Annotated in this window: 8 protein-coding genes; all 8 read left to right on the forward strand. The window is 35.1% G+C overall.

Annotation, left to right across the window (positions count from 1 at the left end; translation table 11 throughout):
* The first annotated feature begins 260 nt into the window (after positions 1-260).
* The 8 genes from FHX64_RS01710 to FHX64_RS01745 all read left to right on the forward strand — a co-directional run bounded on the left by FHX64_RS01710 (position 261) and on the right by FHX64_RS01745 (position 16,762).
* Complete coding sequence (locus FHX64_RS01710; RefSeq protein ID WP_183412127.1) at positions 261-1,331, forward strand: FecR family protein; 1,071 nt, start codon at positions 261-263, stop codon at positions 1,329-1,331.
* Between the two features lie 285 nt (positions 1,332-1,616).
* A complete protein-coding gene (locus tag FHX64_RS01715) occupies positions 1,617-5,003 on the forward strand; it encodes a TonB-dependent receptor (RefSeq protein ID WP_183412128.1) in 3,387 nt (1,128 codons plus the stop codon).
* A gap of 18 nt (positions 5,004-5,021) precedes the next feature.
* A complete protein-coding gene (locus FHX64_RS01720; RefSeq protein WP_183412129.1) occupies positions 5,022-6,803 on the forward strand; it encodes a RagB/SusD family nutrient uptake outer membrane protein in 1,782 nt (593 codons plus the stop codon).
* Between the two features lie 74 nt (positions 6,804-6,877).
* Entirely contained in the window at positions 6,878-9,481 is a 2,604-nt protein-coding gene (locus FHX64_RS01725) for a galactose-binding domain-containing protein (RefSeq protein ID WP_183412130.1), read from the forward strand.
* A 32-nt stretch (positions 9,482-9,513) separates the two neighbouring features.
* The gene (locus FHX64_RS01730) at positions 9,514-12,099 is read left to right on the forward strand and encodes a glycoside hydrolase family 31 protein (RefSeq protein ID WP_183412131.1); all 2,586 of its coding nucleotides are present in this window, start codon (positions 9,514-9,516) and stop codon (positions 12,097-12,099) included.
* 13 nt (positions 12,100-12,112) lie between these two features.
* Positions 12,113-14,425 (forward strand): right-handed parallel beta-helix repeat-containing protein, encoded by a 2,313-nt coding sequence (locus tag FHX64_RS01735; protein ID WP_183412132.1) that lies wholly within the window; start codon positions 12,113-12,115, stop codon positions 14,423-14,425.
* A gap of 154 nt (positions 14,426-14,579) precedes the next feature.
* Positions 14,580-15,677, forward strand: coding sequence for a hypothetical protein (locus FHX64_RS01740; RefSeq protein WP_183412133.1), 1,098 nt, complete (start codon positions 14,580-14,582; stop codon positions 15,675-15,677).
* Positions 15,677-16,762 (forward strand): alpha-L-fucosidase, encoded by a 1,086-nt coding sequence (locus FHX64_RS01745; RefSeq protein ID WP_183412134.1) that lies wholly within the window; start codon positions 15,677-15,679, stop codon positions 16,760-16,762. Before FHX64_RS01740 ends, FHX64_RS01745 begins: the two co-directional genes overlap by 1 nt.
* Positions 16,763-16,771 lie beyond the last annotated feature (9 nt).

A 16,771-nucleotide genomic window follows, 5' to 3' on the forward strand; every position in this document is an offset into this window, starting at 1 on the left:
TTTATGTGATACATTAGATATTTGAGTATATGACGGGCGCCAGTTTTGGTGTCCGTTTTTTTTTATCTAACAATGACGATGCTTGATTGAGTTTGGTTTTCAACGATGGATATAGTGTATGAAAATTTATTGAAAAAAAATTGAGACAGAGCAGGGGTATTGAATGAGCAATGCGTTATATAGTATGTAACAACCATTGAAAACATGAGGATAGCTATCCTTTGCGATTTCTCACCTAACAACAAACAATGGATGTAATTATGACACGAATTAATCAGTTATTAGACAAATTTCGCTCTGGCAATTATTCAAAAAATGAATTGAATGAGTTGCTGAATATGCTTCAGGTGTCAAGTGAAGAAGATGCAATTGATGTGTCAATGTATCTGCATTGGGATGAGTGTAAAAATGATCCTATCGGAGATGAAGAACGATTTCAGCAAATATTGGATGAAATTCATCATATAATCAATTTAAGAGCTCCAAAGCCTTCTTTTGCTAAACGGTTATACACAGGATTATCGCGTGTTGCCGCCATTTTAATCATACCGTTATTGATCGCTTTTTTTATAGCGATGCATAAGGACGAACATTTATTTGCTGTAGCTCAGAATACGGTTAGTGTACCTCTTGGGGCGATGAGCCAGTTTGAGCTTCCCGATGGTACCCATGTTTGGCTAAATGCTGGTAGCAAGTTAACTTATCCTGTTACTTTTGACCATCAAAAATGCCGTGTAGTTGCATTGAGCGGAGAAGGCTTCTTTAAAGTTCACAAAGATAAACGGTTCCCATTTATTGTCAGGATGAATGGAATGGATATCCGGGTTACAGGTACAGTTTTCAATGCGAGATCCTATAAAGATGAACCCGATGTTACGGTAGCATTGATCGAAGGATCTGTATTGCTAGGGAAACAGGTGGCAAATCATAATGTATTTGAAGTGAGTAGTGCATTACGGCCAATGGAAGTCGCGGTTTTAAATAAAACTACTCATCGAATTACACTCTCCATGAAAGATGATCTGACTAAATATATTGCCTGGACTCAGGGTCGTTTAGTGTTTGATAATGATCCTATCGAAACAGTGATTGAAAAGCTGGAAAAACTATATAACATTCGAGTGGAAATTCGTGATAAGCAATTATTGTCATATCGTTTTACTGCAACATTTACCAATGAATCATTAGATCGGGCACTTAAAATCATCAAGATGTCTTCTCCTATTTCTTTTCAGATTATTAACGGAATACCTGATTCTACAGGAACTTATGGGCAACGCACATTGATCCTGACAAAAGATACGAGACTGAATGAAAATCAACATAGTTAATTGCATGCATCCTATGAATTATTAACCTTAAAACTAGCTTTATTATGAATATTACGACTTAATATTTTTTATTTCTCCATTTTACATAGAATCATGATGCGCGTAAGCGAATGATATCTATTAGTTCTTGTTCCAAAGCTAATGCGAATGTAGCTCCTAAAAATCGCAAAGGTTTTTATCTCTATTTTTTCAGAATTTATTGTGATTTCACAATGAAAAGCCATTGATATGTTTTGAAGTGGACTTTGAAAGAGGTTTATTGATAATGATTTAATGAAAAAAACTATGAAGAAAAATACCATTAAAGAGAAGATAAAACAACATTCTTTCTCGTTAAATCGCATACAAATTGTAAGATATGTAAGTCTCTTATTATTTGGTTTTGTGGTGAACATCTTGGCATCATCTGTGAGTGCCCAGGATACCCGTATATCGATTGAGGCAAACCATTTGCCGGTACGTGAAGTTTTAAAAATGATAGAAACTAAGTCTGATTATCATTTTGCATATAATAATAAATTGATTGACGTTACACGCAAAGTTGACATTCATGCTACTAACGAGAAAATCAGTGACATCCTGAAGAGAATTTTTAAAGGGACAGACGTAATCTCCACCGTTATAGACCATCAGATTGTGTTAGCTTCTGCAAAAAGTATGGGAGAAGTTCAAGATGATTCTGGTACTTTACCCAAAGTGTCTGGTAAGGTCACTGACTCAAAGGGGCAGGTGTTACCAGGGGTTACTGTCATGGTTCAGGGGACCTCTAAAGGCACCATTACAGATACCAACGGAATGTATACTTTGCAAAACATACGCTCATCACAAACTTTAGAATTTTCATTTATTGGAATGCAAAAAAGTAGTGTGTTAGTAGGAGATCATTCGGTGATTAACGTAAAGATGGTTGAAACGGCTACAGGTCTAAACGAAGTGGTAGTAGTTGGTTATGGAACAGAGAAAAAGGTAAACCTTACTGGTGCTATTTCATCAGTTACAACACAAGATATTGTTGTATCTCCAGCTGCAAGCACCACTGCCACTTTACCTGGTTTAATGCCAGGGTTGGTTACAAAACAAACAACTGGAGCTCCTGGTAATGATGAATTGCAATTGAATATTCGTGGGTTCGATAGCCCGTTAGTTATCGTGGATGGAGTAGAACAAGATTTTAATAATATTGATCCTAATGAAATTGCATCAATATCTGTTTTGAAAGATGCATCAGCCGCTATTTACGGATCGCGTGCCGGGAATGGAGTTATTTTGGTCACAACGAAGCGTGGCCAAACAGGAAAACCTGTTATAACACTGAATAGTTCGTTTACTGAACAAGGTGTGACATTATTCCCCAAGCCTGTAAATGCTGGTCAGTATGCCACACTTATTACAGAGGCAGAATTAAACAGTGGAATTGCTCCTCAGAACACACGATTCACATCTGCAGATATACAAAAGTATTATGCTGGGAATGACCCAAATTATCCAAATACAAATTGGTGGAACGTGATTATGAACAATTGGTCACCCCAACAACAACATAATTTATCGCTGTCAGGTGGTAATGAAAGAATTAAATATTACGGATTTTTGGGATATCTTAATCAAGTTGGAATGTTCAAAACGGGTGATGACAAATTCTCACGTTATAATTTAATGACAAACATCGATGCAAAAGTAACAGATCATTTATCTGTTTCTTTTGATGTTTCTGCAATTGATGCCATAACAAATCAACCAAGTCGTGATCTGACCGATATTTGGATGGATTTCTATGATGCTCAACCTATTTATCCATCTTCATTGCCTGATCCAACCAAGCTTCCTTATGTTGGTACAAATATGCTTACACCATTAGCAGAAACAAGTAGGGCACTTGGTGGGTATAATGATGCAACGAATCAAACTCTGACAGGAACACTATCTTTTACTTACGAAATACCAAAAATTACAGGTTTGTCGTTGAAGGGTATGGCTAACTACTATCAATTGAGTTCCGAAACAAAAGATTTTTGGAAACAATCAAGTGTTTATACTTATAATTATGACACTAAAGCATACACGTTGATGGGATCTGACATGCCTACCACCTTGGATCAATCTTTTTATCAAAATCAATTAATAACTACTCAGTTGTCACTTAATTACAATAGAACTTTTGCTAAGCTTCATCACTTAAAAGCACTATTCCTTTTTGAAACAGAAACACAAAATGATCATTGGTTTAGTGCTCATGGGGAGGATTTCCTGACTGGGGCAATAGATTATTTATTTGGGGCCGGATCGATTAATCAGCGTGTAAATGGAAGTGCTGATGAAATGGGAAGAGCCAGTTTGGTAGGCAGGATCAATTATGATTATAATGATAAATATTTGTTCGAAGCTACCTTGCGTGACGATGCATCTGCTAAATTTCCTCCTGGTCATCGTTGGGGATTATTCCCAAGCTTATCAGCAGCATGGAGAGCCTCAGAGGAACCCTTTGTGAAAAATAAATTACCTTGGATTTATAATTTTAAATTACGTGGTAGTTATGGCCAAATGGGGGAGGATAATATTGGAAACTTTCAATATTTGTCAGGTTATCAATTTACAACTCCGTATGTTTTTAATGAAATAGCTCAATCTGGTCTTGGAGTTACAGGCTTAGCAAATCCTAATTTAACTTGGGAAAAAATAACTATGTATGATGCAGGGCTTGATTTATCTGTTTTGAATGGAAAGATATATTCCACTATTGATGCTTTCTATAGAGAGTTGACGGGCATTCCTGCATCTCGACTTACATCATTACCTAGTACTTTTGGAGCTAATTTGCCATTAGAAAACTTAAATAGCCAAAATAACCGCGGTTATGAAATCGCTTTAGGTAATAAAGGGAATATAGGAAAATTGATTTGGGATGTAAGTGTTAACTTTTCTTTTTCAAGAGCAAAATGGGAACATTTCGAGGAACCAACCTATACAGATCCCGATCAAATTCGTTTATATAAGCAATCAGGGAATTGGACTGACCGTTATTTTGGATACATAGCTGAAGGATTATTTACATCACAAGCTCAGATTGATAACTTAGGATATGATCAGGATGGACAAGGAAACAAAACTTTACACCCGGGAGACATCATATATAAGGATGTAAACCATGATGGCAAAATAGACTGGAGAGATCAAGAAATAATTGGCTATGGCACATTACCCCATCAAATATATGGCTTAAATATAAAGCTCAAATATAATGATTTTGACTTTTCAATGTTGGGTCAAGGGGCATTAATGATTTCCGTTCCTTTATCTTTTCAAATCAATTCATATCGTACTCCTCCGGATGTAATATTTAATAATCGTTGGACACCGGAAAACAATAATGCCAATGCCATTATTCCTAGACAAACCATGAATCCAGGAACAAATAATTCGTTAGGTTCTACTTATTGGCTGAAGAATGGAGATTATTTTCGTATTAAGACCTTCAGTTTAGGGTATACTGTTCCTAAAAAGATATTAAATAATTTAGATATAAGTCAATTGCGTTTTTTTGTGTCTGGGATGAATGTATTTACAATAAGTGCTTTATCAAAATATAATGTGGATCCTGAAACAGTAAGTACAAATGGATGGTACTATCCTCAACAACGAACATTTACTCTTGGATTAAATTTAACATTCTAATCTTTTGAAAATACGATTATGAAAAAAATATTTTTATATATAATGCTTGCATTTCTTCTCATAGTAGTGAATTCATGCGTTAATGACTTATTAAATAAACAGCCATTAAACATCATTTCTGATGATGTATTATGGAATGACCAGGCATTGGTTAATGCATATATAACGGACATATACAGTGGATTGACATTTTTGGAAATGACAGAAGGCTCTGATAACCGTTCTCAAATGGGTGGTGGAAGTTCTACTGACAATTGGTTTGATATTAATCTTTCAACGGAACTATCAGATGAGGCCATGTGTGGTATGCCTTGGCTTTGGACATATTATCGGTGGAAACCCGGTTATCAGCAATTAGGACAAACAGGGGGGTTAATGGATTTTTGGGGATATAGTTCCATACGAAAAATGAATGTTTTTATTGAGAAGATGAAAACATCCACTTTAGATCCAACTTTTATTAAATCAGCGATTGCAGAAGTTAGATTTTTACGTGCATTAAGCTACTTTGAGATGGTAAAACGTTATGGAGGTGTTCCTTTGTTGACAGAAGCACAATCAATAACGACTCCTATTGATTCTTTGTATATGCCAAGAAACACTGAAGAAGCAATTTATAATTTTGTCAATAGTGAAGTGGATGCTATTGTTCCTGATTTGCCTTTAGTACCTTCTGAAACAGGGCGTGCTTCTAAAGGTGCAGCACTTGCCTTAAAAAGTGAATCATCTCTTTATGCTGCGAGAATTGCAACGTGGGGTACAGTACAACTAAATGGCCTTGTTGGAATTCCAGCGCAAGATGCTAATAAATTTTGGCAAGCTTCTCTTGATGCATCGAAAGCAGTCATGAATTTAGGAGTATATTCTCTTTACAACAAATATCCAAATGATAAAGTTAAAAATTTTCAAAATATCTTTTTGGATAAAGGTAATTCGGAAGTGATTTTTGCAAAGGAATATAATGGGTCAACTGTCGGCCATGGATGGGATTGTTTTGAATCTCCGGCTGGCTATAATTCCTGGGGAGTGGGCAATAATACGGCTCCATATGTGGAAATGGTTAATGAATTTGAGAATGTGGACGGTTCTCCTCACACATTGGATCCTACCATTTATTCTCATGGAGAATGGAGTCTTAATGATCTTTTTGGAAAGAAAGACCCTCGATTTGCAGCTTCCATTTATACAGAGGGTACTCCGTATCAAGGAGATACAATTCACATGTATAGAGGTTTGGTTCAAGCAGATGGAACAATTACAACAAATGCAATTGGAACAACCCCAGGTACTGGAAAATCATCTTCAGATGCAGCTACTGGGTTTGGAACATTAAAATATATCGATGAGAGTCTCATTTCTCCAGGAGCTGGACAATCAAAAACAGACTGGATAATTTTCAGATATGCAGAAATATTGCTAAATTATGCCGAAGCTGCCTTTCAATTAGGAGATCCAAGTGATGCATTGCAAGCTGTAAATTTAGTTAGAGAACGAGCCGGAATTCCCGATTTAACTTCAATTAGTCAGGATCTAATTAGACATGAGCGGAAAGTTGAGTTTTATGGTGAAGCTAAGCGCTATTGGGATTTGAGAACATGGAGGCTCTCCACAAGTGTTTTATCTCACTCATACACAGGTATGGATTATTATTTAGATCCTGTAACCAAGAAATATAAATTGCAATTTTACGATGCTGACGGAGCATATACTCCATTATTTAATCAATGTAATTATTATTGGCCTATTACTTTAGCTCGTATTGCAAACGACTCTTTACTTGTTGAAAATCCAGGTTATTGATAATAATTAGATTGCATTATTATTTATTTTTCTCTCCTTGAAAATTCACTTTCAAGGAGAGAGATAATTTTATTATGATGAAATGTTATAAAGATATAAGATTATATTTAGTTGGAGCGTTTTTTCTACTTTCATTGCATTTCAATGCTCAAACCTATTTGTATGTATCGCCAGATGGTACAGGGACTTCGTTTACAAAACAACAACCTGGTTCTCTTATTGATGCTAAACAAAAAGTAAAAGAATTGGTTATAAATATGGATAACGATGTTATTGTTGTACTTCGAGGAGGAGTCTATAAATTATCGACACCACTTCAATTTAATCAGGATGATTCGGGGAAAAATGGATATACAGTAAAATGGGAGGCGTATTCAGGAGAAACACCCATATTAAGTGGTGGAGAACAAATTATGAATTGGACAATGCATGAGAATGGAATTTGGGAATCATCAGTTGCGGGTCCAAATTTCAGACAACTTTATGTTAATGGAGTAAGAGCAGTTCGCTCCAGAACACCTGATCGTGGAGATGATACTGATATGGGACCTTATTTTCGAATAAAATCGTGGGACATTAAAAATCAAAAAATTTATATCAGTAAAGATGATGCTGCAAACATTCCGGCTGACGGAATTACAGAAATGGTGATTAATACCCATTGGGATCAACAACGTGTGCAAATTGCTAGGATTACGACAATGGGTGATAGTGCACAAATTTCGATAAACCCAAATGAATGGTCTTTGTTTACAACTGTATGGCCTCAACGTGAACCAGATCAACCCTATTATTTTGAAAATTCATATTCATTCCTTAATAAACCAGAAGAGTGGTTTTATGATAGAAATGGAAAAATACTTTATTATATGCCTTTACAAGGTGTCAATCCCAATCAATTAAATATTGAAGCTCCACGCCTTGATTCACTTTTAGAATTATCAGGGACACATGATGTGTGTTTTAAGGGTATTACATTTGAATACTCAGGGTATACTGCACCTGATTCTATTGGAGTTATAGATGTTCAGGATGTGCCTTATATGCCTGGTATTATAACACTTACTGATACAAAAAATATTACATTTGAAGATAATGTTATTTGTCATACCGGTGGACAAGGCATCATTATTCAGGGATTTACTTCAGGAAACAGAATACTAGGAAATTTGATTTATGATATTGCTGCAAATGGAATTGTTATTCGTGGACAAGGGAGCTATGGCGATTATATAGGTCAAAACACCATTTTTCAAACTGGGAGAGATTACACTGGTTCAATTGGAATTCTGGCTCAATTGCCTGCTAATTTAGTAATTGAAAACAATACCATATTTCATTCTCCGTATGGTGGCATTAGTTTAGGATGGTCATGGAATAATAGTGTAACATCTTGCATCAATGATACAGTCAGGAATAATCGGATTTACAAAACTATGGAGCTTCATGACGATAGTGGCGGAATTTATACTTTAGGGCGGCAGGATGGAACTGCAATCTATGGGAATTATATTAATAATATATTTCATTCTCCTTGGTCTGAACGTTTTCCAACAGCAGCTATTTATTTAGATCAGGGAAGTATGAATTTAAATGTTTATAATAATGTTATAGATAGCGTTGAACAGACGTTTAATTATAACTCAACAGATCCAAATAATGTTCATGACAATAACTATTCTATTCAAATAAAGCAATCCTCTGGTCCTAGTATTGCTTTTCAAAAAGATATTCCCACGGCTGTAATTTCTTCAACTGCAAATGAAGGAATAGCTCCATTAACGGTTATTTTAAATGGTTCAAATTCATATGACACGCATAAAGATTCATTAACTTATGAATGGCTTCTTCCAACTGGAGACCGTGATACGAGTGCTCAACTTCAATATCAATTTAACAACCCCGGAATTTATAGAATTCAATTGAAAGTTACCAATAAGATTGGTTTATTTGATATCGCTGTGCAGACGTTTATTATTCATGCCCAAAACACAGGAATTAATCTTGCATTAAACAAACCTTCTACAGAATCATCAGAATACAGTAGTTATTACACCTCATCAAAAGGGAATGATGGTCAAATTGGAACGATATGGTCAAGTTCTATTTCAGGTAAGGGCTGGTGGCAAGTTGATTTAAAGAAAACTTATAATATTTCTGAAATTCAATTAGTCGCTCGGCAAAATGATACTATTACATTTAACCGAATTTATTTTCAAGTATGGGGTTCGAATTCTCCAAATATGGCTAACGCTGTAGCGTTAGGAATCCAGAGTTCAACCCCTTATCCAAAAAATGGTATATGGTATGCCTTTCCAACCAATCAAGGTGCTTATCGATATTTACGAATAATGAAACCAGTTGTTGGAAGTTGGAATTTCGCAGAATTCAGGGCTTTTGGAACGGAAGCGCAACCAACGGATAGTTTGACTAATACTGATATAAAAGTTTTCCCAAATCCGGCTAACTCGATTTTAATAGTTACAAGCTCGAACATCGGTACAGATTATCAACTCATGGTCTATTCAATATTAGGAGAAACATTAACGGTACCTTATAATATATCGAATGGCAAATGTCAAATACAAACGACAAGCCTTGAAAATGGGATTTATTTAGGTTCATTACATAAAAGCAACCATAATCTAACATTTAGATTTATTATTAATCATTTATAATCATATTTATTATTAAATAAAAACCTATACTTATGAAAATAAAACTCCTTCTTATTCTTTCTTTATACATTAACATTGCTATTTGTAATGCAGACAGCCGATACATAATGAAAGAAAACCAGCTTATTATACCTCAAAAAACAGGCACTCTCATCTTAACTGTTTTTTCATCCAAAATCATTCGTGTCACTTTTTCAAGAAAAGATTCTATTCTTACAAAAATGGAACTGGCAGTAGTAAAAGTGCCAGAGAAAACATCATGGAATGTCATTACGGGAAAAAGTGATATTATCCTTAATACAATTGACATTAAAGCAATTATTGATACTGCAGGAACAATTCAATTTTTTAACAAGGAAGGAAAATTGCTTTTATCAGAATTGCCAGGAGGAAGAAAACTCACGCCAACTACAGTTTTAGGGGAGAAATCATTTTCTCCAGAACAAGGATTTATTTGTGGTGATGAGGCTCTTTATGGCATGGGTCAATTTCAGGATGGGTTAATGAATTGGAAAAATGTGCCATTGAGACTAAAGCAATATAATCAGGAAATCATGGTACCCTTCCTTGTTTCCACCAAAGGGTATGGATTACTCTGGGATAATTACTCAGTGACGAAATTTAATCCGGCTGAGAAAGAGATGTTTTTTACTAATATAATAGATTCTACGAAAAACGAAAGGCGAACAACATTTATACCGTCAAAAACAGGTATTTATTGTTTTGCCGTTGAGAGTATCAATCCAAAAGAGAATCGTTTTTCAGGACCGGTATTGTTAACAATTAACGGCGATACCGTGATTCATTACAACACCCCTTGGGTACCAGATTTCTTTAGTGGCAAAAAAGAACTGATAGCCGGTAAAACATATAATGTTGTTTTCGAAAATGCAAATACTAAAATCCTTGGGAAAGTTTTATACAACGAGCCCGATTATAATAAAACGATTTTTCGGAGTCAATTGGGCAACATGATCGATTATTATTTTGTTTATGGGCCTGATATAGCAAGTGTTATTTCTAATTATCGAGATTTAACAGGGCAGGCTCCTTTATTTGGAAAATGGGCTTATGGGTTTTGGCAATGTCGTGAGCGTTACCATTCACAGACAGAATTACTCGAAAATGCGATGGAATATCGTAAGTTGAAAATTCCAGTGGATAATATAGTACAAGATTGGAATTATTGGCCTGAAAAAACTTGGGGGCCGGAATGGAATAGAAAGTTATATCCCGATCCTCAAACTATGTGCCAGAAATTAAAGGGTCTAAACTTTCATTTGATGGTATCAGTTTGGCCATGTTTAAGAAATCATAAGCTAGAAGAAAAATATAATCTTGGTGCTCAATATAAATATGATACTGTAAACGGGAATCTCGATTTCTACAATAAAGAAGTCCGTAAAAATTTTTATAAGATGGTAAAAGATTCTATGTTTTCAGTAGGTGTAAATAGTATTTGGTTAGATGGTACAGAACCTGAGGTATATCCTCTAAATGCTACAACTGCAATTGGTCCTTATGATAATTATGCTCTTACATATTCGCTTCCTGTCACTCGTTCTATTTATGAAGGATTCCGAAAAGATTTTCCTAATCAACGGGTTTTTAGTCTTACGCGATCAGCGTTTGTCGGTCAACAACGTTATGCTGCTGCTTGTTGGTCAGGGGATATTAAAGGTACCTGGGAACAATTTGCTGAACAAATATCTGCTGGTATGAATTACGCGATGGCAGGATTGCCTTACTGGACTACAGATATTGGTGGCTTTTTCCGAGATAGTACATCATTAAATCCGAAATATGATAACCAATATACAAATATAGAATACAAAGAGCTTTTAACAAGATGGTTTGAATTTGGTACTTTCTGCCCCATTTTCAGAATTCACGGATATAAGTCAAACACTGAGGTATGGCGTTATGGAACAACTTTTGAAAATATTGCGCGAAAATTTATTGACCTTCGATATCAATTAATGCCTTATATCTATTCATTAGCGTGGCAGGTTACTTCTCAAGGTGCAATAATCATGAAACCATTGGTGCATGATTATCCCCAAGATAAAAACACATGGAATATTAAGCACCAGTTCTTGTTTGGGTCATCTATTCTTGTAAGCCCTATCATAAAATATAAAGCGAGAGGTCGCAATTTATATCTACCGGCAGGCAGTTGGATCAATTTCTGGACGGGAGAAAAGGTTTGCGGTGGAAGAAACGTAAATGTTTTGGCTCCATTAAATCAAATTCCGCTCTTTATAAAATCAGGATCAATAATTCCTGTTGGTCCAAAAGTGCAATATGCAATGCAACCATATTCATCTCCTTTGAAAATATTAGTTTATCCAGGGGCGGATGCATCGTTTATTCTATACGAGGATGAAGGAGATACATATAATTATGAAAAAGGAGATTATTCAACAATTAAAATAAATTGGGATGATAAAACGAAAACATTGACTTTCGGTGCAAGGGATGGTAAGTTCAACGGGATGCTATTGAATCGCTCTTTTGATATTTATTTAATGGGGCAAAATAATAAGAAATTAGGACAAGGACAAGGAATATTGATACCATATGATGGGAAGAAGAAAATTATTCATTTAAAAAAATAGAAAGAATTTAATTATGGCGAAGCTTTTAATAAATAGGAAATTAATAATAGTTAGCATTTATCTTGCTATTATAGGAGAATTGGGAGCAAGAAATATAAACTCTGTCAATAATTCAATTAAACGGCATTATAATCAAACGGAATTGGTAAAGAAACATTCTAATGAATATGTAATTTATGTTTCTACCAATGGGAATGATTCAAATGTAGGGACAGAGAAGAACCCTTTAGCTTCATTAGAAGGGGCAAAGATTAAAGTTCGTCATATTAAAACAAATCATCCAAGTGCTAACATCATTGTTTATTTACATAAAGGATATTATCAATTAGACAAAACATTTACACTGGGCTTGAAAGATGGGACTAATGGGAATTCAACTATAACTTATGCCAGTTATCCAGGAGAAGAAGCTATTATCGGGTCGGGTATTAAATTATCTCATTGGAAATTAGTTAAAAATTTACCTTATTTACCTGTAATAGCTAGAGGGCATGTTTATGAAACGGATATTCCAGATGATATTCAAAATATTTTTACAATGTATGATAACGGTATTATGGTACCAAGAGCTAGATCAAAAGGATTTGAAATCCCCTTGCCACACTTAGAAAGTTATGAACCAAGCGATAAAGCCTTGTTTAATAAATTAGTATGTCCTCCAGGATTATTGAGAAACTGGGATAACCCTAGTGATATAGAAGCAATTGTTGTGCCAAATTTCCCCTGGACATTAAATATTTTGCAATTAGCTTCTGTTGATATGAATACGCATACTGCTACGACAATTTTACCTTCGACGTATCCTTTAAGGAGTGTTGTTGATTATAGGAGAATCAACCCAAATGCTTGGTTGGAGAATGCAATTGATTTTTTAGGTAAACCTGGTGAATGGGTTGTTAATACCAAGCTAAAAAAAATATGGTATTGGCCAAAATCTGGAATTCCGGATAATGATATTCGGATTCCAAAATTAAGTACATTAATCAAAGTAGCAGGGATTACTAATAAACTAAAAAAAACGGATATTCCAGTAAAAGGAATTGTGTTCAAAAATCTCTGCTTTATGAATGCTGATCGTGTTTTATGGAACATAAATGACAAGGGAATACAGCACGATTGGGCAATGGAAGATAAGGGAGATGCATTGATTCGATTTCGTGGAGCAGAAAAATGTAAAGTATTAAATTGCGAATTTATAAATAGTGGGGGAGATGGAATACGATTAGATTATTATTGTGAACATATAAAGATTGAAAATAATGAGTTTAATAATCTAGGTCAATCTGCTATCGTTTGTATAGGTTATGGCCCTGGAAAGAAAGATGTCAACAAATATAATTTCATTTTTAATAATGATATTCATGATTGTGGCCAAATATATTGGGACAGTCCTATGATTATATTGTGGCAAAGTGGGAATAATATCGTTTCTAATAATTTTATTCACGATGCACCACGTCAGGCTATTTTGATTTCGGGTGTACGTTATAGCTATTTTTTTGCTAAAACGGGATTAGATCCTCGTCAATACTGGAAAACTATAAGATGGAATGAAGTAAAATATACTGGGCGAAAATATGAGTATTATATTCCATTCCTACATGCGAAAAACAACGTTATAGAAAATAATGAAATCCGAAATGTATTGACTATGATGGGTGATGGTGCTGCAATTAATATTTCCGGGGCAGGGCTAAGAAATATTGTAAGGCATAATTTGATTTATGATATTAAAAACACTTTTGCAGATGCAGCTTTACGTACTGATGATTATCAAAAAGGTTCAGTATTTGAAGATAATATTGTTTTTCGGTCAAAAATTCCTGGGGCAGTGGTTAAGGGTGAAAATATATTTAAAAATAATTATTTTATCAATCTTGTTACTGCATATACTGTACCGTGGGGCGGAGTTTTTGGGAATGTAGAAGCATATGCCCACCAATCATTTGGTTATGGCAAATCTAATTGGAGTCATAATGTTTTTTATTCTGATATTCCAACATACGATAGAAAGTTTTATGCTTCTAAAACAGTTGGCGATGAATATAAGTATGTATTTTGGGATTACAATGTGTATTATATGAAGGGAATAGATTTAAAAAATCAGGAATATAACAAGTTATTACGCGCTGCTGGAAAAGACACGCATTCGATTTATGAGAATCCTGGTTTTAAAGACCCTAGTAATTGGAACTTTTCAATTTCAGATAATAGTCCGATTTTCAAAGAGGGCATAAATCCAATATTGTTGCAAGGGATAGGACTAACTTCTAGCTTTCCAGTGCGGTTTCATCCAGACAAGGGTTTTCGTGGAGAAATAAAATAACAGAAGCTTATGTTTAAATTTTTGAATGTCTTGTGTAATGTATATTTTCAAAGTGTTGCAAATAAGTTTCATCGTAATGATAATGGAAATAGAATTTGAATTTAATTGAAAAAAGCCTATCCTTAATATCAAAAATTGAAACTACAAATAGTATATGTTAAGTAATAAAATGGAAAAATTAATTATGATTAAGAAAAAGCAAATCATAGAAAACTGTTTAATTGTATTTGTTTTTTTAGCTTTTAGTTTTCATCTGAAAGCTCAAAAAGATACTCTACGATCAAATTGGATGGTCGGTAAATGGGGAATTATGGTTCATTGGATTGCTCCTGGTCCTGCTCCAGCAAAAGGCCCTTGGATTAAAGATTTAAATACAGCAGTAAATAATTTCAACCTTAATCGGTTTCTATCTCAAGTTAAAGAGTCGGGGGCGGACTACTTAGTTTTTACGATCGGACAAAATACAGGATATTATACAAGTCCTAATGCTACCCTTGATAGTTTAGTAGGATATGGTCATTGTTCCAAGCGTGATTTAGTACTAGAAATCGCAGAAGGAATTCACCATCAAAGGAAACGTTTTATTGCTTATTTGCCTGGTGAAATTATGGAATCTAAATCCTTGCATAAAGGATTTGGATGGAATGCTGAAAATCAGAATACATTCCAATACCGATATACTGATTTTATAAGATGCTATTCACTTAAATTTGGCAAATTACTTGATGGATGGTGGTTTGACGGTTGCTATAATCTCTGGGCAGCATATTATATTCCACGAGATTGGAAGCTTTGGACTAGTGCAGCGCGTGCAGGTAACACAGATGCAGTGGTAGCATACAATGATGGTAGTTTTTATGTTGGGTCATTACTTCCAATTGCTCCATATCCTTATCAAGATTATCTTTCAGGAGAATGCTGGAAATTTTGGCAAAATAAAATTGTTGTTGGGCATGAAGAACCTACTTTCACAACTTTACCATCTTCACGATTTGTGAAAGGGACTCAATGCCAGTTTCATGTGATGTTACCAATTGATTGCAACAAAGACTGGATGCACGACACTCCCGGCAAAATGCCACCACCATCCTATACCGACAACGAGCTTTTTCCGGCCGTGCTCAATGTGTTGAAAGTTGGGGGAACGGTCACGCTTAATGTGGGCATTTATCAGGAAGGTTATATTAGCAGCCAGACTTTAGATCAGCTTAAGAGATTAAATAAATATATTAAAAATGCTTTATATAAATAATGACAACTACTTTTCAAATAAATTCCTTCAAAATCATTGCGATCATTTTAATTTTTACATGTTTTTCATGTAGAAATAATACAATAGAAACGACTCACGTCGTAACGCATCCCAGTACCGATTGGATGGTCGGTAAATGGGGAATTATGATTCATTGGATTGCTCCTGGTCCTGCTCCGGCAGAAGGCCCTTGGATTAGTGATTTAAATACAGCAGTTAATAACTTTGAAATAAACAAATTCTTAGCTCAATTTGATTCTTGTGGTGCAGACTACTTAATGTTTACAATTGGACAGAATTCATCCATGTATTGTAGTCCAAATCATATTATGGACAGTCTTGCAGGCTCAGGTCATTGTTCTAATCGTGATTTAGCATTAGAGTTGGCTGTTGGTGTTCATAATTTAGGGAAAAAATTTATTGCCTATCTACCAGCAGAAGTTAATGCTCCAACTGATTTGCATATACCTTTTGCCTGGAATCCTGGAGGCAATCAGGAAGAATTTGAAAATCGTTATACATCTTTTATCAAAGATTATTCAGAGAAATTCGGGAATAATCTTGATGGATGGTGGTTTGATGGAGTATACGAATGGAGTCAGTTCCCAATTGCATCCCATCACTGGCCTTTATGGATCAATGCGGCTCGTGCAGGAAATCCAAATGCCGTAGTTTCTTTTAATAATGGCTCATTCTATAGTGGTTATACAACTCCTGTAACCACATATCAGGATTACCTTTCAGGCGAATGTTGGAATTTAGAAAATGGCGAAATTTGTGTTGGTACGAATGAATGGCTCTATCTCCCAACCAGTCGTTTTATCCCTGGCACACAGTGTCAGTTTCATGTTCAGGTGCCTATAGACTGTAACAAATCGTGGTCAAATCAAACACCAGGTCCAATGCCTCCCCCTTCATATACTGACGATGAGTTATTTTCTGCCGTGCTGAATGTGCTGAAAGTTGGGGGTACATTCACAATCAATGTTGGGATTTATCAGGAAGGTTACATTAGTAATCAGACCTTAGAACAACTGAAACGTCTAAACATTTTTCTAAAATCGAATTTGCCAATTTCAAATTAACTAAATAAT

The sequence above is a fragment of the Microbacter margulisiae genome (assembly GCF_014192515.1).
In the GTDB taxonomy this organism is placed as follows: domain Bacteria; phylum Bacteroidota; class Bacteroidia; order Bacteroidales; family Paludibacteraceae; genus Microbacter; species Microbacter margulisiae.

Excerpts from the sequence above, each read along its gene's own strand:
- FHX64_RS01730 (WP_183412131.1), top strand. The coding sequence starts at position 9,514 with ATGAAAATAAAACTCCTTCTTATTCTTTCTTTATACATTAACATTGCT.
- FHX64_RS01735 (WP_183412132.1), top strand. The coding sequence starts at position 12,113 with ATGGCGAAGCTTTTAATAAATAGGAAATTAATAATAGTTAGCATTTAT.
- FHX64_RS01725 (WP_183412130.1), top strand. The coding sequence starts at position 6,878 with ATGATGAAATGTTATAAAGATATAAGATTATATTTAGTTGGAGCGTTT.
- FHX64_RS01715 (WP_183412128.1), top strand. The coding sequence starts at position 1,617 with ATGAAGAAAAATACCATTAAAGAGAAGATAAAACAACATTCTTTCTCG.
- FHX64_RS01740 (WP_183412133.1), top strand. The coding sequence starts at position 14,580 with ATGTTAAGTAATAAAATGGAAAAATTAATTATGATTAAGAAAAAGCAA.
- FHX64_RS01710 (WP_183412127.1), top strand. The coding sequence starts at position 261 with ATGACACGAATTAATCAGTTATTAGACAAATTTCGCTCTGGCAATTAT.
- FHX64_RS01745 (WP_183412134.1), top strand. The coding sequence starts at position 15,677 with ATGACAACTACTTTTCAAATAAATTCCTTCAAAATCATTGCGATCATT.
- FHX64_RS01720 (WP_183412129.1), top strand. The coding sequence starts at position 5,022 with ATGAAAAAAATATTTTTATATATAATGCTTGCATTTCTTCTCATAGTA.